This window comes from Pseudoxanthomonas suwonensis 11-1 (assembly GCF_000185965.1).
Lineage (GTDB): Bacteria > Pseudomonadota > Gammaproteobacteria > Xanthomonadales > Xanthomonadaceae > Pseudoxanthomonas > Pseudoxanthomonas suwonensis_A.
The window spans coordinates 350,638-367,741 of record NC_014924.1; the positions used below are offsets into that span (position 1 = coordinate 350,638).

Annotated in this window: 18 protein-coding genes and 1 tRNA gene; 11 read left to right on the forward strand and 8 right to left on the reverse strand. The window is 70.4% G+C overall.

Features of this window, described 5'->3' with window-relative positions; genetic code table 11:
* Window positions 1-25 precede the first annotated feature (25 nt).
* On the forward strand, window positions 26-1,423 hold the full coding sequence (gene atpD, locus PSESU_RS01590; RefSeq protein WP_013534012.1) for a F0F1 ATP synthase subunit beta: 1,398 nt from the start codon (window positions 26-28) through the stop codon (window positions 1,421-1,423).
* 38 nt (window positions 1,424-1,461) lie between these two features.
* Complete coding sequence (locus PSESU_RS01595) at window positions 1,462-1,884, forward strand: F0F1 ATP synthase subunit epsilon (protein WP_013534013.1); 423 nt, start codon at window positions 1,462-1,464, stop codon at window positions 1,882-1,884.
* Window positions 1,885-1,915: 31 nt separating this feature from the next.
* Here the strand turns inward: PSESU_RS01595 and PSESU_RS16065 are convergent, their stop codons facing one another.
* Complete coding sequence (locus tag PSESU_RS16065) at window positions 1,916-2,155, reverse strand: hypothetical protein (protein ID WP_155942698.1); 240 nt, start codon at window positions 2,153-2,155, stop codon at window positions 1,916-1,918.
* A 960-nt stretch (window positions 2,156-3,115) separates the two neighbouring features.
* On the opposite strand from PSESU_RS16065, the gene trpD reads away from it, so the two are divergent.
* From trpD to PSESU_RS01610, 3 genes are all read left to right on the forward strand, one after another.
* The gene (gene trpD, locus PSESU_RS01600; RefSeq protein WP_013534015.1) at window positions 3,116-4,162 is read left to right on the forward strand and encodes an anthranilate phosphoribosyltransferase; all 1,047 of its coding nucleotides are present in this window, start codon (window positions 3,116-3,118) and stop codon (window positions 4,160-4,162) included.
* A 431-nt stretch (window positions 4,163-4,593) separates the two neighbouring features.
* On the forward strand, window positions 4,594-5,388 hold the full coding sequence (gene trpC, locus PSESU_RS01605) for an indole-3-glycerol phosphate synthase TrpC (RefSeq protein ID WP_013534016.1): 795 nt from the start codon (window positions 4,594-4,596) through the stop codon (window positions 5,386-5,388).
* Window positions 5,385-6,104 carry a haloacid dehalogenase-like hydrolase gene (locus PSESU_RS01610; RefSeq protein ID WP_013534017.1) on the forward strand — a complete coding sequence of 240 codons (720 nt, stop codon included), beginning with the start codon at window positions 5,385-5,387 and terminating at the stop codon, window positions 6,102-6,104. The genes trpC and PSESU_RS01610 overlap by 4 nt, the downstream gene beginning before the upstream one ends.
* A gap of 22 nt (window positions 6,105-6,126) precedes the next feature.
* Here PSESU_RS01610 and crp read toward each other — a convergent pair whose 3' ends face one another.
* A complete protein-coding gene (gene crp, locus PSESU_RS01615) occupies window positions 6,127-6,816 on the reverse strand; it encodes a cAMP-activated global transcriptional regulator CRP (protein WP_013534018.1) in 690 nt (229 codons plus the stop codon).
* A gap of 136 nt (window positions 6,817-6,952) precedes the next feature.
* Here crp and speD point away from each other — a divergent pair, with 136 nt between their 5' ends.
* Together speD and sugE are read left to right on the forward strand one after the other, a co-directional pair.
* Window positions 6,953-7,747, forward strand: a complete 795-nt coding sequence (gene speD / locus PSESU_RS01620) for an adenosylmethionine decarboxylase (RefSeq protein ID WP_041764315.1) — start codon at window positions 6,953-6,955, stop codon at window positions 7,745-7,747.
* A 182-nt stretch (window positions 7,748-7,929) separates the two neighbouring features.
* Window positions 7,930-8,247 (forward strand): quaternary ammonium compound efflux SMR transporter SugE, encoded by a 318-nt coding sequence (gene sugE, locus PSESU_RS01625; RefSeq protein ID WP_013534020.1) that lies wholly within the window; start codon window positions 7,930-7,932, stop codon window positions 8,245-8,247.
* A gap of 252 nt (window positions 8,248-8,499) precedes the next feature.
* Here the strand turns inward: sugE and coq7 are convergent, their stop codons facing one another.
* Window positions 8,500-9,144, reverse strand: coding sequence for a 2-polyprenyl-3-methyl-6-methoxy-1,4-benzoquinone monooxygenase (gene coq7, locus PSESU_RS01630; RefSeq protein ID WP_013534021.1), 645 nt, complete (start codon window positions 9,142-9,144; stop codon window positions 8,500-8,502).
* Between the two features lie 214 nt (window positions 9,145-9,358).
* Between coq7 and rplM the strand changes: the two genes are divergently transcribed.
* The 4 genes from rplM to PSESU_RS01650 all read left to right on the forward strand — a co-directional run bounded on the left by rplM (window position 9,359) and on the right by PSESU_RS01650 (window position 11,511).
* A complete protein-coding gene (gene rplM / locus PSESU_RS01635; RefSeq protein ID WP_013534022.1) occupies window positions 9,359-9,787 on the forward strand; it encodes a 50S ribosomal protein L13 in 429 nt (142 codons plus the stop codon).
* A 9-nt stretch (window positions 9,788-9,796) separates the two neighbouring features.
* Window positions 9,797-10,189 (forward strand): 30S ribosomal protein S9, encoded by a 393-nt coding sequence (gene rpsI / locus PSESU_RS01640; protein ID WP_013534023.1) that lies wholly within the window; start codon window positions 9,797-9,799, stop codon window positions 10,187-10,189.
* A 132-nt stretch (window positions 10,190-10,321) separates the two neighbouring features.
* Window positions 10,322-10,396 (forward strand) — tRNA-Gln (locus PSESU_RS01645).
* Between the two features lie 74 nt (window positions 10,397-10,470).
* Window positions 10,471-11,511: a diguanylate cyclase gene (locus PSESU_RS01650; RefSeq protein ID WP_013534024.1), complete on the forward strand. Its 1,041-nt coding sequence runs from the start codon at window positions 10,471-10,473 to the stop codon at window positions 11,509-11,511.
* Window positions 11,512-11,524: 13 nt separating this feature from the next.
* Here the strand turns inward: PSESU_RS01650 and PSESU_RS01655 are convergent, their stop codons facing one another.
* The 5 genes from PSESU_RS01655 to PSESU_RS01675 are packed head-to-tail and all read right to left on the reverse strand — an operon-like array spanning window position 11,525 to window position 16,979.
* Complete coding sequence (locus tag PSESU_RS01655; protein ID WP_013534025.1) at window positions 11,525-12,256, reverse strand: sulfite exporter TauE/SafE family protein; 732 nt, start codon at window positions 12,254-12,256, stop codon at window positions 11,525-11,527.
* A gap of 10 nt (window positions 12,257-12,266) precedes the next feature.
* Entirely contained in the window at window positions 12,267-12,458 is a 192-nt protein-coding gene (gene ccoS, locus PSESU_RS01660) for a cbb3-type cytochrome oxidase assembly protein CcoS (RefSeq protein WP_013534026.1), read from the reverse strand.
* A complete protein-coding gene (locus PSESU_RS01665; RefSeq protein WP_013534027.1) occupies window positions 12,455-14,908 on the reverse strand; it encodes a heavy metal translocating P-type ATPase in 2,454 nt (817 codons plus the stop codon). Before PSESU_RS01665 ends, ccoS begins: the two co-directional genes overlap by 4 nt.
* A gap of 5 nt (window positions 14,909-14,913) precedes the next feature.
* Window positions 14,914-15,432: a FixH family protein gene (locus tag PSESU_RS01670; protein ID WP_013534028.1), complete on the reverse strand. Its 519-nt coding sequence runs from the start codon at window positions 15,430-15,432 to the stop codon at window positions 14,914-14,916.
* The gene (locus PSESU_RS01675; RefSeq protein ID WP_013534029.1) at window positions 15,429-16,979 is read right to left on the reverse strand and encodes a 4Fe-4S dicluster domain-containing protein; all 1,551 of its coding nucleotides are present in this window, start codon (window positions 16,977-16,979) and stop codon (window positions 15,429-15,431) included. Before PSESU_RS01675 ends, PSESU_RS01670 begins: the two co-directional genes overlap by 4 nt.
* Window positions 16,980-17,104: the final 125 nt, after the last annotated feature.

The window sequence follows — 17,104 nt, forward strand, 5'->3', positions numbered from 1 at the left end:
ATTTCAAGAGTCTGAGGAAATCACCATGAGTCAGGGCAAGATCGTTCAGATCATCGGCGCGGTCGTCGACGTCGAGTTCCCGCGCGCTGAAGTGCCGAAGGTGTACGACGCGCTGAAGGTCGATGGCACCGCCATCACCCTGGAAGTGCAGCAGCAGCTGGGCGACGGCATCGTGCGCACCATCGCGCTCGGCTCGACCGACGGCCTGAAGCGCAACCTGGTCGCGACCAACACCGGCCGTGCGATCTCGGTCCCGGTCGGCGCCGGCACCCTGGGCCGCATCATGGACGTGCTGGGCAACGCCATCGACGAGGCCGGCCCGGTGCAGGCTTCCGACCACTGGGAAATCCACCGCGCTGCCCCGTCCTACGAGGACCAGTCCTCGGCCACCGAGCTGCTGGAGACCGGCATCAAGGTCATCGACCTGATGTGCCCGTTCGCCAAGGGCGGCAAGGTCGGCCTGTTCGGCGGCGCCGGCGTCGGCAAGACCGTCAACATGATGGAGCTGATCAACAACATCGCCAAGGCGCACTCGGGCCTGTCCGTGTTCGCCGGCGTGGGCGAGCGTACCCGCGAGGGCAACGACTTCTACCACGAGATGAAGGACTCCAACGTCCTCGACAAGGTGGCGATGGTCTACGGCCAGATGAACGAGCCGCCGGGCAACCGCCTGCGCGTGGCCCTGACCGGCCTGACCATGGCCGAGTACTTCCGCGACGAGAAGGACGAGTCGGGCAAGGGCAAGGACGTCCTGCTGTTCGTGGACAACATCTACCGCTACACCCTGGCCGGTACCGAAGTGTCGGCGCTGCTGGGCCGCATGCCGTCGGCGGTGGGCTACCAGCCGACCCTGGCCGAGGAAATGGGCGTCCTGCAGGAGCGCATCACCTCGACCAAGAGTGGTTCGATCACCTCGATCCAGGCCGTGTACGTGCCCGCGGACGACCTGACCGACCCGTCGCCGGCGACCACCTTCGCCCACCTCGACGCCACCGTCGTGCTGTCGCGCAACATCGCCGCCCTGGGTATCTACCCGGCCGTCGACCCGCTGGATTCGACCAGCCGCCAGCTGGACCCGAACGTCATCGGCCACGAGCACTACGACACCGCCCGTCGCGTCCAGGCCACGCTCCAGAAGTACAAGGAGCTGAAGGACATCATCGCGATCCTGGGCATGGACGAGCTGTCGGAAGAGGACAAGCTGGCCGTGTCGCGCGCCCGCAAGATCGAGCGCTTCTTCAGCCAGCCGTTCCACGTGGCGGAAGTGTTCACCGGCTCGCCGGGCAAGTACGTCTCGCTGAAGGACACCATCCGCGGCTTCAAGGGCATCTGCGACGGCGAGTACGACCACCTGCCGGAGCAGGCCTTCTACATGGTCGGCACCATCGAGGAAGCCGTCGAGAAGGCCAAGAAGATCGCCTGAGTGCGATCTTCCCTGGACACTGAGCACAGCGAGGCAGCATGAGCACCATCCGTTGCGACATCGTCAGCGCCGAGCAGGAGATCTTCCGCGGCGAGGCCACCCTGGTCGTGGCCACCGGCGAGCTGGGCGAGCTGGGCATCGCGCCTCGGCACGCGCCGCTGATCACCCGCCTCAAGCCGGGCAAGGTGGTGGTGACGCTGCCTGACGGTTCGTCGCTGGACTTCGCCATCTCCGGCGGCATCCTCGAGGTGCAGCCGCAGGTGGTGACGGTGCTGGCCGACACCGCGATCCGCGCCGAGGACATCGACGAGGCGTCGGTGCGCAAGGCGAAGGAAGAGGCCGAGCGTGCGCTGGCCGGCCGCAGCGAGGCGATGGACGTGGCCGAGGCGCAGCAGCGCCTGGCCGAGGTCACCGCCCAGCTGCAGGCCCTCGAGCGCCTGCGCCGCAACCTCAAGCACTGACGATCCCTCACCCGGCTGCGGCCGGGCAGGGTTACGCGAACGCCGGCCCCTGGGCCGGCGTTTTGCGTTTGGGGCGTCGGGCGGGCGGGTGCGCCGCCGGTTGGAGATACGCCGATACACGGCGGGGATGCGTGCCGGTTGCCCAGCGCAGTCCGTCCACGGCGCTTGCAGGTGGCTGGGGCAGTAGTGAAAGCGGCAACGGCAACGGCAACGGCAACAGCAACGGCAACAGCAACGGCAACAGCAACAGCAACAGCAACAGCAACAGCATGTGCGTGGGTGGCTCCGGAAGGAGCCGCGGCAGCGCGTGGGCATGGCGCATCGCGCGGCTCCGCCATCCATGGCTCCAACGCGCGACCGCAGCACATCCATGTGCTGCTTGCACCATGCCCCCGCGCCGCCAGGGCTTCGCGAGCGTTGGGAGTGGCCTCGCCTTCCTGCCCGCTCTCCCATCCGGGCGCGGTGCGGGGGGCAGGGGTGAGGGCTTGCGACTGCGCGCGGTGAGGTGTTGCCGATATCCGGGAGACTGTTGCAACTGCAACCGGGAGTGCGGCCTTGACTGGCTCCGGAAGGAACCGCGGCAGCACGGGGGCATGTCGCATCGCGCGGCTCCGCCGTCCACGGCTCCAACGCGCGGACGCAGCACATCCTTGTGCTGCTTGCGCCATGCCCCCGTGCTACTACCGCGGCTTCGCGAGCGTTGGGAGCGGCCTCGCCTTCCTGTTTCCCTCTCCCTCCCGGGTGAGGCGCGGGCCTGCGCGCCACTGGCGCGATACCGACGAACGTCCGCGCGTCGTGCGCGGAGTGCGGCAGGGTGGGGGCTGCGACTGGCGGTGACGTCGTCCCGATACCCCGGCCCGTTGCAACTGCAGCCGGGCGTGGGGGCCAGGCCGGCTCCGGAAGGAGCCGCGCAGCGCGGGGCATGGCACGTCGCGCGACTCCGCCATCCGTGGCTCCAACGTGCGACCGCGTGCATCCATGGCCTCACCTGCGCCATGCCCGGCGCTACCACGGCTCCGCGACATTGGGCGGCTTCGCTCTCGGCCCGGTTCCCCTCCCCGGGCGCGGAGTGGCCTCGTAGCCCGGATAAGCGAAGCGCATCCGGGGATCGGGCATGGCAGGTGACCACGCACTGCCTGCGTGCCGCCGCGGATGCAGCCTTCGGCCTTGTCCGGGCCAGGTTCGCCGCACCGCGATAAACTCGCCCGGTACCCGCACTACTGCCACGACCATGACCTTTACTCCGCAGGAAGCCCTGCAGCGCACGATCGAACACCGCGAGATCTTCCACGACGAGATGGTCGACCTCATGCGCCAGATCATGGGCGGCGAGGTCTCGGCGGTGATGGCCGCGGCCATCCTCACCGGCCTGCGGGTGAAGAAGGAGACGGTGGGGGAGATCGCCGGTGCGGCGACGGTGATGCGCGAGTTCTCGCGCAAGGTCGAGGTCGCCGACCGCGGCCACCTGGTCGATATCGTCGGCACCGGTGGCGACGGTTCGCGCACCTTCAACATCTCCACCTGCTCGATGTTCGTGGCCGCCGCCGCGGGCGCGCGCGTGGCCAAGCATGGCGGGCGCAGCGTGTCCTCCAGCTCCGGCGCGGCCGACGTACTCGAGGCGCTGGGTGCCGCGATCGAGCTGCAGCCCGGGCAGGTGGCCGAATCCATCGCCCGTGCCGGCATCGGCTTCATGTACGCGCCGATCCACCACCCGGCGATGAAGGCGGTCGCGCCGGTGCGCCGCGAGATGGGCGTGCGCACGATCTTCAACATCCTCGGCCCGCTGACCAACCCGGCCGGCGCACCGAACATCCTGATGGGCGTGTTCCACCCGGACCTGGTCGGCATCCAGGCGCGCGTGCTGCAGGAGCTTGGCGCAGAGCGCGCGCTGGTGGTGTGGGGCCGCGACGGCATGGACGAGATCTCGCTGGGCGCGGCCACCCTGGTCGGCGAACTGCGCGACGGCAAGGTGCGCGAGTACGAGATCCATCCGGAGGACTTCGGCATCGCCATGTCCGCCAGCCGCAACCTCAAGGTCGAGGACGCGGCGCAGTCGCGCGGGATGCTGCTGGGCGTGCTGGATGGTGCGCCGGGTCCGGCGCGTGACATCGTCCTGCTCAATGCCGCCGCGGCGCTGTATGTCTCGGGCGTCGCGACCGATATTGCAGACGGCATCGGTCGCGCGCGCCAGGCGATCGATTCCGGCGCCGCGCGTGCGGCCCTGGACCGCTATGTGGAAACCAGCCGTGCCCTTGCCGCGGAGGCGGCCCCGGCGTAAGCGGCGGCGGCTTCGCCACGCTGCGGCACCGCCGTAGCACATGGTGGTGTCCGCCCGGCAACGCAGCGAGGCCGATCCGGAGGAATACGCCACCGCTACCGGGCGCATGCGGGAACTGGCACCGCGGCAGCCCGTGTTCCCGGGCGTGGAACTGGTGCGCGGCGCCGATGGTTTCGGAATCAACGTTTCGTGCCGGGAACGCGCGGCCGCGATCGCGGCCTGGCGCGCGCACGCCGGGCACGCAGGGATCCGCCGCCACGGCCTTGCCCGCTGGTATACGAACGCTACGAGCTCGCGTGCGCAGGGTCGACGCGCCGCCGGCTACCGCGCCGATGCAGCGCCCGCCGGCTGGTCCACGCCGGCCTGCGCCCGGCTCATGCGAGAATGCCCATCCCGGCCCTGGCCGGGGTGCCGCGCCATACAGGGACCCCATGAGCGACATCCTGCAGACCATCCTGGCCCGCAAGGCCGAAGAGATCGCCGAGCGCCGCACGCGCCTGCCGCTGGCCGAAGTGGTGGCGCGGGCGCGCGATGCCGGCCCCGTCCGTGGCTTCGCCGCCGCGCTGCAGGCCGCCATCGCCCAGGGCGATCCGGCGGTGATCGCCGAGGTCAAGAAGGCCAGCCCGTCCAAGGGCGTGATCCGCCCCGATTTCCGTCCCGGGGAGATCGCGGTCAGCTACGAGTTCGGCGGCGCCTCCTGCCTGTCGGTGCTGACCGACGTGGACTTCTTCCAGGGCGCGGACGAGTACCTGCAGCAGGCGCGCGCCGCCTGCACCCTGCCGGTGCTGCGCAAGGACTTCACCATCGATCCCTACCAGGTGCACGAGGCGCGCATGCTCGGCGCCGACTGCATCCTGCTGATCGTCGCCGCGCTGGACGATGGCCAGCTGGCCGAGCTTTCCGGCACCGCGCTGGAACTGGGCATGGACGTGCTGGTCGAGGTCCACGACATCGACGAGCTGGAACGCGCGATCCAGGTGCCGGTGCCGCTGGTGGGCATCAACAACCGCAACCTGCGCACCTTCGAGGTGTCGCTGGACGTGACCCTGCAGATGAAGGACGCGGTGCCGCGCGACCGCCTGCTGGTCACCGAGAGCGGCATCCTCGCGCCGCCGGACGTGGCGCTGATGCGCCAGGCCGGCGTGCATGCCTTCCTCGTCGGCGAGGCCTTCATGCGCGCCGAGGAGCCGGGCGAGGCCCTGCGCCAGCTGTTCTTCGACGCATGAGCACCTGGCCCGAACCCAGGGCGAACGCGCCGCTGGTGGTGTTCGACTTCGACCACACCCTGTACGACGGCGACTCCGGCAGCCACCTGTTCGCCTGGATGATCCGCCGCAACCCGCTGCGGGTGCTGGCCGCACTGCTGGCCACGCCGGTCCTGGGGCCGATGGTGGCGTTCCTGCCGACCCGGCGCTGGGGCATCTCGGGCTACGTGTGGATAGGCAGCTTCGGCATGCACCGGGTGCGCGAGTTCGACAAGGTGATCGACCGCTACGTGGCCACCCACCGCGAGGAGATCGCCGCGCGCCTGCTGCCGACCGCGCTGGAGGTGTTCGCCAACCATCGCAGCCGTGGCGACCGCGTGGTCGTGGCCACCGGGGCGCCGCCGGAACTGGCACGCGCGATCCTGGGTTTCGTCGCCCATGCCGACGTGCCGGTGGTCGGCACCGAGGTCGGCCCGCGCCTGGGCGGGGTCAAGGCGACCCGTCACTGCCACAACCAGGAAAAGGTGCGGATGCTGCGCGAGCGCGGCTATGCCGACATCGAGATGGCCTACAGCGACAGCACCGCCGACCTGCCGCTGCTGCAGGCCGCGCGCCAGCCGGTGGTGGTCAACCCCAAGCGCGGGCGCGAAGCGTACTTCCGCCAGGTGCTGCCGGCGGGAACGCCGATCCTCAACTGGGGCTGCAAGGACCGTGGCGGCGACGCGCCGCAGGCCTGAGCCTGCGGCTGTACCGTTCAGTTCAGCGGGTGCCGTAGACCACGACGGTCTTGCCGCGCGCATGCAGCAGGCCATCGGCCTGCAGCTTCTTGAGCACGCGCCCGGCCATCTCGCGCGAGCAGCCCACCAGGCGCGCCAGTTCCTGGCGTGACACGCGCAGCTGGGTGCCCTGCGGATGGGTCATCGCGTCCGGCTCGCGCGCCAGGTCGTGCAGGGTGCGCACGATGCGGTCGGTGACGTCCAGGAACGCCAGGCGGCTGGCCTTGCGGCTGGTGGTCAGCAGGCGCCGCGACAGCTGCACGCCGATCGAGTAGAGCAGGCGCGGAGCGTCGGCGGCCAGCGAGCCCAGCATCAGCTGCTGCAGGCGCTCGTAGCTGATCTCGGCCAGTTCGCAGGCGGCGCGGGTGCGCAGGATGACCTCGCGGCTGTCGCTCTCGATGAACAGGCCCATCTCGCCGACGAATTCGCCGGGACCGAAGTAGCCCAGCACCAGCTCACGCCCGTCCTCTTCCTCGGCGATGATGCTGACCGAGCCGCTGACCACGTAATAGAGGGTTCCAGCCGGGTCGCCAGGCCTGAACACGTCGGTGCGATTGGGGTAACGGCGGCGCTGGCAATGGACGAGGAATCGGTCGATGACTGCCTGGTCCAGCGAGAGCGGGCTGCTGGCAAAACGCACGGGAGACACGGCGGCAGGATTCCTGGCGTTCATGAATTGGGGGGTGGTAGGCGTAGCGAAGGGTACCCCCGTGTCGCCCGGGGGGCAAACGGTGGTTTACGGGGCGTACCCCCCTTCACCGCCTTTGCCTCATAATGCCGCGTTTCCCACCCCCAGAGGCATGACCGCCGTGGTCAAACCGCTGCCGCGCCTGAGGCTGCAAGGCTTCAACAACCTGACCAAAGCGCTGAGCTTCAACATCTACGACGTCTGTTACGCGGTCTCCGAAGACGAGCGCCAGCGCTACATCGAGTACATCGATGAAGCGTACAACGCCGACCGCCTGACCCAGATCCTGACCGACGTGGCGCGGATCATCGGCGCGAACATCCTCAACGTGGCCCGCCAGGACTACGACCCGCAGGGTGCGTCCGTCACCATCCTCATCTCCGAGGAACCGGTGATCGACAAGAAGCAGGCCGGCAAGGAGGTCATCTCCGACGCGGTGGTCGCGCACATGGACAAGAGCCACATTACCGTCCATACCTACCCGGAAACGCATCCGCAGAACGGCATCGCGACCTTCCGCGCGGACATCGACGTGGCCACCTGCGGCGTGATCTCGCCGCTGAAGGCGCTGAACTACCTGATCGAGAGCTTCGAGTCCGACATCGTGGTGATGGATTACCGCGTGCGCGGCTTCACCCGCGACGTGAAGGGCAAGAAGCACTACATCGACCACAAGATCAACTCGATCCAGGACTTCCTGGCCAAGAACATCCGTTCGCGCTACGAGATGATCGACGTGAACGTGTACCAGGAGAACATCTTCCACACGAAGATGCACCTGAAGGAGTTCGACCTCGACACCTACCTGTTCGAGGAGAAGGCCCGCAACCTCTCGTTCAAGGAGCGCATGCGCATCGAGGCGCTGCTCAAGCGCGAGATCGAGGAACTGTTCCACGGCCGCAACCTGGTCGAGTAACCGCGCGGTTACTCGCGGTTACACGCGGTTGCAGCGGTGCCGGGCACACTGGCCTGGCATGGAAAACAAGGCGGGACGACCCGCCCGCGGCAGGCGCCGCGAACGCGGGACCGACGGCGGTCCGGAACCTGGTTCCGGGCCGCTTTTGCATTGCGGCCCGGGCGAATCGCAAGGAGATCGAGATGTCCTGGATCCTGCTCGTACTGGCTGGCCTGCTGGAAGTGGTGTGGGCCGTCGGCCTGAAGTACTCGCACGGCTTCACCCGGCTCACGCCCAGCCTGGTCACCGTGGTGGCGATGCTCGGCAGCTTCTGGCTGCTGGCCACCGCGTTGAAGACGATCCCGTTGGGCACCGGCTACGCGGTGTGGGTCGGCATCGGCGCGGTCGGCACCGCCCTGCTGGGCATGCTGGTGTTCAAGGAGCCCGCGACCACCGCGCGGCTGCTGTGCATAGGCCTGATCGTGGCGGGTATCGCCGGCCTGAAGCTCACCAGCACCTGACCGCCTCGCGCGGAGCGAGTCGGGGCGTTGGCACGGGAAGCACGTGGACACGCGCCAGTGGCCTTCCCACCTTGGCGTTCCTCGCCACTTCCATCCGCCGCATCGGCGGACGCGCTGCGCTTGTCCGGGCTACGGACCTGTCCGCCCGCCCCATCGTCCCGGACTCCCGAAGACGCCCGGGCCCGCTTGCCAATCACGAATCACGAATTCCGAATCACCAATCCCGAATCCCGAATCCCGAATCCCGAATCGTCAGAGCCGGTAAGCCACCAGCTTCATGAACTTCGAGGCCAGGGCCATCGCCTGCGGGATCGGCTGCGGCAGGATGCGGGCGCCGGCGGCCTCGGCGTGGTCGGCGTGGCGGGCCTCGTCCTCCTTCATCACCCGGATGATCTCGCGGCTGCGCTGGTCGTCCGCGGGCAGGGTATCGAGGTGCTCGTCCAGGTGGGCCTCGACCTGGCGCTCGGTCTCGACCACGAAGCCCAGGTTCCAGCCGTCGCCGCGCAGGCCGGCGAGGGTGCCGATGGCGTAGCTGCCGGCGTACCACAGCGGGTTGAACAGGCTGGGACGGCTGTCCAGCTCGCGCAGGCGCTGGGCACACCAGGCCAGGTGGTCGGTCTCCTCCTGGGCCGCCTCCAGCAGGTGCTGGCGGGTGGCCGGGTCGCGCGCAACCGCGGCCTGGCCGAAGTACAGGCCCTGGGCGCAGACCTCGCCGACGTGGTTGATCCGCATCAGGCCGGCGGCGTGGCGGCGCTCGGCCTTGGGCAGGACCGGGTCCTCGGCGCGGGCGGGGCAGGGGCGGGACGCCGGCGGGTCGCCCAGGGTGGTCTCCAGGGCGCGCTGGACCTCGACCAGGACGTGGTCTACGGACGACAGGTGGCGGGCGGCGGACAGCATGGGCGTGGCTCCTCGTGGTACGGGGATTGTCGGCCGGGGCGGCGATGCCGCCAAGTGAAGCCGGGCAGGCTGGACCCGCTCCATGGGGCAACTTGCGCCGGACCCTCCGGATGGGCTACCATTCCGCCTCTTTGCTGCACCTTTCACAACGCGAGGCAAAGTTCCGTCCGGGCAATCCGGGTCCGGAATCCGCCCGACCAACCTTCGAGTCCCCATGAAGACCTTCATCGCCAAGTCCGAGACCGTCCAGCGCGACTGGTATCTCGTCGACGCCTCCGGCAAGACCCTGGGCCGCCTGGCCGCCGAGCTTGCCCACCGCCTCCGCGGCAAGCACAAGCCCGTCTACACCCCTCACGTTGATACCGGCGACTACCTGGTCGTGGTCAACGCCGAGAAGATTGCCGTGACCGGCAACAAGCTGCAGGACAAGATGTACCACCGTTTCACCGGCTACATCGGCAACCTGAAGAGCGAGACCCTGGCCCAGGCGCTGGAGCGCCACCCGGAGCGCGTGATCGAGATCGCGGTGAAGGGCATGCTGCCCAAGGGCCCGCTGGGCCGTGCGATGTACCGCAAGCTCAAGGTCTATTCCGGTTCCGAACACCCGCACGCGGCGCAGCAGCCGAAGCCGCTGGACATCTAAGGCACAACGATGGCTACCACTCAGAACTACGGCACTGGCCGTCGCAAGTCCTCCACCGCCCGCGTGTTCCTGCGCAAGGGCAGTGGCAACATCACCGTCAACGGCCGTCCGCTGGACGAGTTCTTCGGCCGCGAGACCGCGCGCATGATCGTGCGCCAGCCGCTCGAGCTGACCCAGTCGGTCGACAAGTTCGACGTCGTCGTCACCGCCACCGGCGGCGGCACCACCGGCCAGGCCGGTGCGATCCGCCTGGGCATCGCCCGCGCGCTGGTCGAGTACGACGAGTCGCTGAAGTCCGACCTGCGCAAGGCCGGCTTCATGACCCGCGACGCCCGCGAGGTCGAGCGCAAGAAGGTCGGCCTGCACAAGGCCCGCCGCGCCACGCAGTTCTCCAAGCGCTGATGCGCTGGATGGTCCATCCCTTCCGGGGGATGGACCCGGAAGAGGTGGCGACCCCGCCCGGTCGCCACTTCCTTCAGCCACCGGTATGGAAATTCCGGTGGAGGCAGGTATAATTCCCGACCTGCCAGCTACAGCCCCGTCGCCAAGCGGTAAGGCACCTGACTCTGACTCAGGCATTCGGAGGTTCGAATCCTTCCGGGGCTGCCATACAAAAAGAAAAAGCCCGGCCCTCAAGCCGGGCTTTTTCGTGCCGATCTCCCGGTGGACCACCGGAATCCCCAATGCCCTCCGACAGCCCCGGAACCGTAGGTAGCAGCCTCGCGCGCTTCGTCAGGCATACCTCGCTGATGCGGGGCCTGGGCTTCTTCGCCGCCGCCTTCGGCATCGCCTCCTCGCTGGTCGACCGGGGCGTCTCCGACTGGCTGCTGCTGGTGGTCGGCATCAATGCGGTGGCGTGGCCGCTGCTGGCCTGGCAGCTCAGCGAGACCTCGACCCAGCCGCTGCGCACCACCTACCGCCTGCTGCTGGTCGATACCGCCATCGCCGGATTCTGGTCCGCGGTCACCGGCTTCGACCTGCTGCCCAGCGCCATGCTGATGGCGATGATGATGATGGACCGGCTGATCGCCGGCGGCTGGCGCCTGGCCCTGCGCGCGCTGGCGGCGATGCTGGCCGCGGCCCTGGTCGGCTGGAGCCTCGCCGGCTTCCCGTTCCATCCGCAGACCACGTTCCGCACCATGCTCTGGTGCATGCCGTTCTTCGTGCTTTATCCGCTGGCGATCGGCGCGGTGGCCTGGCACCTGACCGAGCGCGTGCGCGCGCGCAAGCGCGAGCTGGAGCAGGACTCGCGCGTCGACCCGCAGACCGGCCTGGCCTCCCGCCGGCAGTGGCAGGCCCAGGTGATCGCCGAGGTGCGCCGCTATCGCCGCCACGGCACCGTGGCCTCGCTGCTGATGCTCGACATCGACCACTTCAAGCGGATCAACGACGCCGAGGGCCACCTGGCCGGCGACGAAGTCATCCGCAAGGTCGCCAACTGCGTGCTGCAGGGCCTGCGCGGCGGCGATTCGGCCGGGCGCTTCGGCGGCGACGAATTCGGCGTGCTGCTGCCCGGCACCGCCCGCGAGGCCGCGCTGGACCTGGCCCGGCGCCTGGGCCAGGCGGTGCGCGACTGCGTGTTCGGCGCCGGCCAGCCGGTCACCCTGAGCATCGGCGTGGCCGAGATCGGCCCCGGCCTGGACGGTTTCGAGAGCTGGACCGGGGCGGCGGACGCGGCCCTGTACCGGGCCAAGATGGCCGGACGCGACTGCGTCCGCGAGTAGGGCCTGCGGCGGCTCAGCCGCCTGCCGGACGGCAGCCCAGCGCGGCCAGCGGCCCATGCAGGGCCGGGACCTGCATCAGCCACGGCGCGGCCATGGTCAGCAGGCCCGCGCACAGCACCAGCAGGGCCAGCGAGGTGCGCAGCGCCGGGCGCTGCAGCCACCGGCCCATGCGCGCGCCGGTCCAGGTCAGCGGCAGCATCACCGGCAAGGTGCCGAGGCCGAACGCGGCCATGACCTGCGCGCCGCCGGCGGCACTGGCCTGCAGCCAGGCCACGGTCAGCAGGCCCAGGCTCAGGCCGCAGGGCATCCAGCCCCACAGCGTGCCCAGTGCCAGCCGCTTCCAGCTGCGGTCGGCAGGGATCAGGCGGCGGCGCAGCGGCTGCAGCCAGCGCCAGGCCTGGATCCCGGGCCTGGCCAGCAGGTCGAAGCGGCCGCCGCGGTCGAGCAGGCGCAGGGCGACCAGCACCAGGGCCATGCCCGCGGCCATGCGCAGGCCCACGCCCAGGGCCTCGATCCGCAACATCCGCAGCACGCCGCCGCCGAGCCCGCCGACCACGGCGCCGGCCAGCACGTAGCCGAGGATGCGCCCGGCATTGGCCTGCCAGGCCACCGTGCGCGCCGGGCCGGCGGCCATGGCATGGAAACCGGTGGCGATGCCGCCGCACATCACCGCGCAGTGCAGGCCGCCGAGCAGGCCGGCGGTGAGCGCCGCCAGCAGGGTGGGCAGGTCGACCGCGAGAGTCATGGCGATGGAATCATGGCGGCGGCGGGCCGCCCTCGCGAGGCTGCGTGCGCGGCGGGGCCGGGCGGTCGTCGTCCTCGAGGATGTCGAGGGCCGGCGTGTCTAGGTCGTCGAACTGGCCACGCTTGACCGCCCACACGAAGGCGGCGATGGCCACGCCCAGCAGCACCAGGCTGATCGGGATCAGCAGCAGCAGGATCCTCATGCGCGTGCCTCGCCGGACATTGGGGAACCGGCATTGTCGCCGCTGGCCGGCAGCGGTGCCTGCCGCGCCAGGCGCAAGGCGTTGAGGGTCACCAGCAGCGAGGACAGGGCCATGCCCAGGGCGGCGATCCAGGGCGTAACCAGGCCCGCCGCCGCCAGCGGGATCGCCAGCACGTTGTAGGCCGCCGCCCAGGCCAGGTTCTGGCGGACGATGGCGCGGGTGCGACGAGCCACCGCGACCGCCGCGGGAATGCGCAGCAGGCCCTCGCCGGTGGTCACCAGGTCGGCGGCGCGGTGCGCCAGCGAGGCACCCTGGCCCATGGCGATGGATACGTCGGCGCCGGCCAGCACCGGAGCGTCGTTGAGGCCGTCGCCGATCATGGCCACGATCCGGCCATCGGCCTGCAGGCGGCGGACCAGGGCCAGCTTGTCCTCGGGCGACTGCCGCGCATGGCGCTGGTCCAGGCCGAGGCCAACAGCCAGCCGCGCGACCGCGGCCTCGCCGTCGCCGCTGGCCAGGTGCAGGCGCAGGCCCTGCGCACGCAGCGCGGCCAGCGCCTGCGCCGCATCCGGGCGCGCGCGCTCTTCCAGCACGAAGCGTGCGGCGGCGACAACGCCGTCGCCCAGCCACAGGGCGCCGTCATCCTCGCGGCCGGCGGCGAAGTCGGCGCGACCCAGATGCCAGCTGCGCCCGCCGACCACGCCCTGCACGCCGCGTCCGGGCACGGCCTCCACGGAGCCGGCGACCAGGGATGAAGCGGCGGCAGCGAACGCGGCGGCAAGCGGGTGGCCGGTGTCGCGTTCCAGCGCCGCGGCGATGGCGAGCACCTCGTCGCGCTCCAGGCCGGCGGCCAGCACCTCGACCGAAGCCAGCACGGGCCGGCCGTCGCTGAGGGTGCCGGTCTTGTCGAACACCATGTCGGTGGCGCGGGCGAGGGTGTCGACCGCGTCCGGGCGCATCGCCAGCAGGCCGGTGCGCGCCAGCGCGCCGTGCGCGGCGGCCAGCGCGGTGGGCACGGCCAGCGACAGCGCGCAGGGGCAGCTGATCACCAGCAGGGCCAGGGTGACCTCGAGCGCGCGTCCGGGCTGCCAGTGCCACCAGCCGGCGAACACCAGCGCCGCCACCGGCAGCAGGGTCATCACGAAGCGGCTGCCGACGCGGTCGGCGAGGCGCGCCAGGGCGGGACGATGGGCCTGCGCCTGTTCCACCAGCCGCGCCAGCTGCGAAAGCCGGGTAGCGGTGCCGGTGCAGGTGACCCGCAGCCGCGCCGGGCGCTCGCGGCACACGGTGCCGGCGTAGACGGTGTCGCCGGGCACGTGGCGTACCGGTGCGGACTCGCCGGTCAGCAGCGCCTCCTCGAACCAGGCCTCGTCCCCCAGCAGCACGCCATCGGCGGGGACCGCCTCGCCTGCGGCCACGCAGGCCACGTCGCCCGGTGCCAGCAGCGACAGCGGCACGGTCTCGCGGCGCCCATCGCCAAGCTCGCGGGTGGCGAAGGCCGGGCGCGCGCGCGCCAGCGCATCGACCTGGGCCGAGGCCACGCTGCGTGCGCGCTGCTCGAGCATGCGCGCGGCGAGCAGCAGGAACACGAACATCACCGCCGCGTCGTACCAGACATGCGGGCCGCCGCGGATGGTCTCGACCAGGCTGGCGAAGTAGGCCAGCAGGGTCGAGCTGGCGATCAGGAAATCCATCCCCAGGCGGCGTTCGCGCAGTTCGCGGGCGGCGCCGGCCAGGAACGGCCAGCCGGAATAGAACACCACCGGCGCGCACAGCAGGAAGGTCAGCCAGCGGAAGAAGTCGCGGGTAGCCTCCGGCATGGTGCTGTCGAAGTCCAGGTACAGCGCCTCGGCCATCATCATGGCCTGGAACATGCCGAGCCCGGCGATGCCCAGGCGCAGCAGCCAGCGCCGGCGTTCGCGCGTGCGTTCCCGCTCCAGCGCCTCGCTGCCGGCCAGGTAGGGCCGGTAGCCGAGCATGGCCAGGCGCCGCAGCGGCACCGACAAAGCAGTACGCGAAGGGTCCCAGGTGATGCGGATGCGACCGGTCACGGCATTGGCGCTGCAGTCGACCACGCCCGGCTCGCGCGCAAGCGCGCGGTCGATCAGCCAGGCGCAGGCGGCGCAGCGCATGCCGTCGGTGAGCAGGGTGATCTCGCGGCCGCCCTCGATCGCGCGGCTGTGTTCGGCCTGGACGTCGGCGCGGTCCCACACCGCCAGGTCGGGCAGTTCCTCGCCGACCTTGCCGGCGGCGGCGCTGCGCAGGCGGTAATAGCCGTCCAGGTCGGCCTGGGCGATCCATTCGGCCGCCGCGGCACAGCCCTGGCAGCAGAAGGAACGCGCCTGGCCGTCGAGTTCGACCACGCGGGCGTTGGCCGGCAGGGCCTCGCCGCAGTGGTGGCAGTGGCCCGCCGCGAATGCGGTGGCCGGCATGGCCAGGGCGGCCGCCATCGCGCTCAGCCTTCGCCGCCGCCCAGCGCCGGCGCCAACCGCGTGGCGTGCTGTTCCCTGGGCAGGCGGCCCTGCAGGCGCCAGCTGCCATCGGCCGGTCGCAGGTGCGCGACCCAGTCGTGGCGGGCGTCCACGCCCTGTGCGGCGCGCCAGCCGGGGCCGTGCGGCTGCAGTTCGAGCTGCAGGTCCTCGGCCTGGCGGGTCGGGTGTTCCAGGCGCAGCTGCAGCGGCGCCTTCGCATCGAACCTGCCGGTCGCAGGCAGCACCTCGACGATGCCGTCCTCCACCCGCAGCACCGCGCTCAGGCCGAGCTTCCTGGCCTGCGCGTCGGGGCCGAGGTCGGCGGTCTGGATCTGCGAGACGCGGCGCACCGGATCGCTGACCACGTCGGCGCCGCCGGAGCGCACCGCGGTCACCACCAGGCCCACGCCGGCGACGATCGACAGCAGCGGCAGGCCGACGACCAGCCACATCACCGGGTTGCGCCAGGGCGAGGGATGCTTGTTGGCGTTGGAGTCGTTCATTGCACCGGTCCGAAGAAACTGCTGTCGATGATGCGCTTTTCGCTGCCGTCCGCGCTCTCGACCACGAACCGGAGGTCATGGCGGCCGGCAGGCAGGTCTTCGCCGGCGACCACGCTGACCGCCACCGGCACCACCTGCTCCGGTCCGGCGGTGACTTCGCCCGCGCCGGACAGCTGCAGCGGTGCCGTGCTTTCCAGGGTGATGCGGTAGCGCTGCTCCTGCTGGCTCTTGTTGACCACCTTGAGCGTGTAGTCGTTGGCGATGCTGCCGTCGCCGGACTGGCGGTACAGCGCGTTGCGGTCGCGCAGCACTTCCACGATCAGCTCGCTGCGGTTGCCCACGCCCCAGGCCCAGGCCGCGCACAGTCCCAGCAGCACCAGGCCGTAGATGAAGATGCGCGGGCGCAGCACGCGGCTGGGCTTGCCGTCGATGCCGTTCTGGGTGGCATAGCGGATCAGCCCGCGCGGGTAGCCCATCTTGCCCATGACCTCGTCGCAGGCGTCGATGCAGGCGCCGCAGGCGATGCACTCGTACTGCAGGCCGTTGCGGATGTCGATGCCGGTCGGACAGACCTGCACGCAGATCGTGCAGTCGATGCAGTCGCCCAGTTCCTCGGGCGCGAACTTCGGCAGCGGTGCCGGCTTCTCGCCGGCTCCGGCCAGGGTGATCGTGCCGCGCGCCTGGGCGCGGTTGTCGGCTGCGGTCGGATGCGCGCTCGCGCGGAACACGTAGTCGTACGCGGTGCGCGGGTCGAGCAGGCCGCGGGCGCGCTCGAGCACGCTGCCGAGGCCACGCTTGCGCGGACCGCGTGGCTCGCCGCGCATCGGGTCGTAGGCGATCAGCAGGGTGTTGCGGTCGAACATCGCGCTCTGGAAGCGCGCGTACGGGCACATGTACTTGCACACCTGCTCGCGCAGGAAGCCGGCGTTGCCCCAGGTGGCCAGGGCGTAGAAGAACACCCAGAAGGCCTCCCAGCCGCCCAGTTCGAACGGCACCAGGCGCGAGCCGAGGTCCTTGATCGGGGTGAAGAAGCCGACGAAGGTGAAGCCGGTCCACAGCGCGAACGCCAGCCACAGGAAGTGCTTGGCGCCCTTGCGCAGGATCTTCTCGCGGTTCCACGGACCGGCGTCCAGCTTCATGCGCTTGCCGCGGTCGCCCTCGGTCCAGCGCTCCATCCACAGGAACACTTCCGTCCACACCGTCTGCGGGCAGGCGTAGCCGCACCACAGGCGGCCGGCCAGGGCGGTGAAGAAGAACAGGGCAAACGCGGCGATGATCAGCAGCACCGCCAGGAACAGGAAATCCTGCGGCCAGAACGCCAGGCCGAACACGTAGAACTTGCGCGCCGGCAGGTCGAACAGCACCGCCTGGCGGCCGTCCCACTGCAGCCACGGGAACACGTAGAACATGCCCAGCAGCCACACCACCGCGGCCACGCGCAGGCGGTTGAAGCGGCCGGAAACGTCGCGCGGGTAGACCTTGCGCTCGCTGACGTAGAAGGAGTTGCCCTGGTCGTCGACCACGTCCAGGGGGATGCGCTTGCTCACGGCGTCCACCGTGCGCCAGCGACGCGGAGATTGGGGGAAGGGATGCGGTTATGGGCGTTCATGGCGTCTGCTTCGCCGGCAGTGCGGCGTGGCGTGCGGGGAATTCCACCGCGTATCCCAGTATC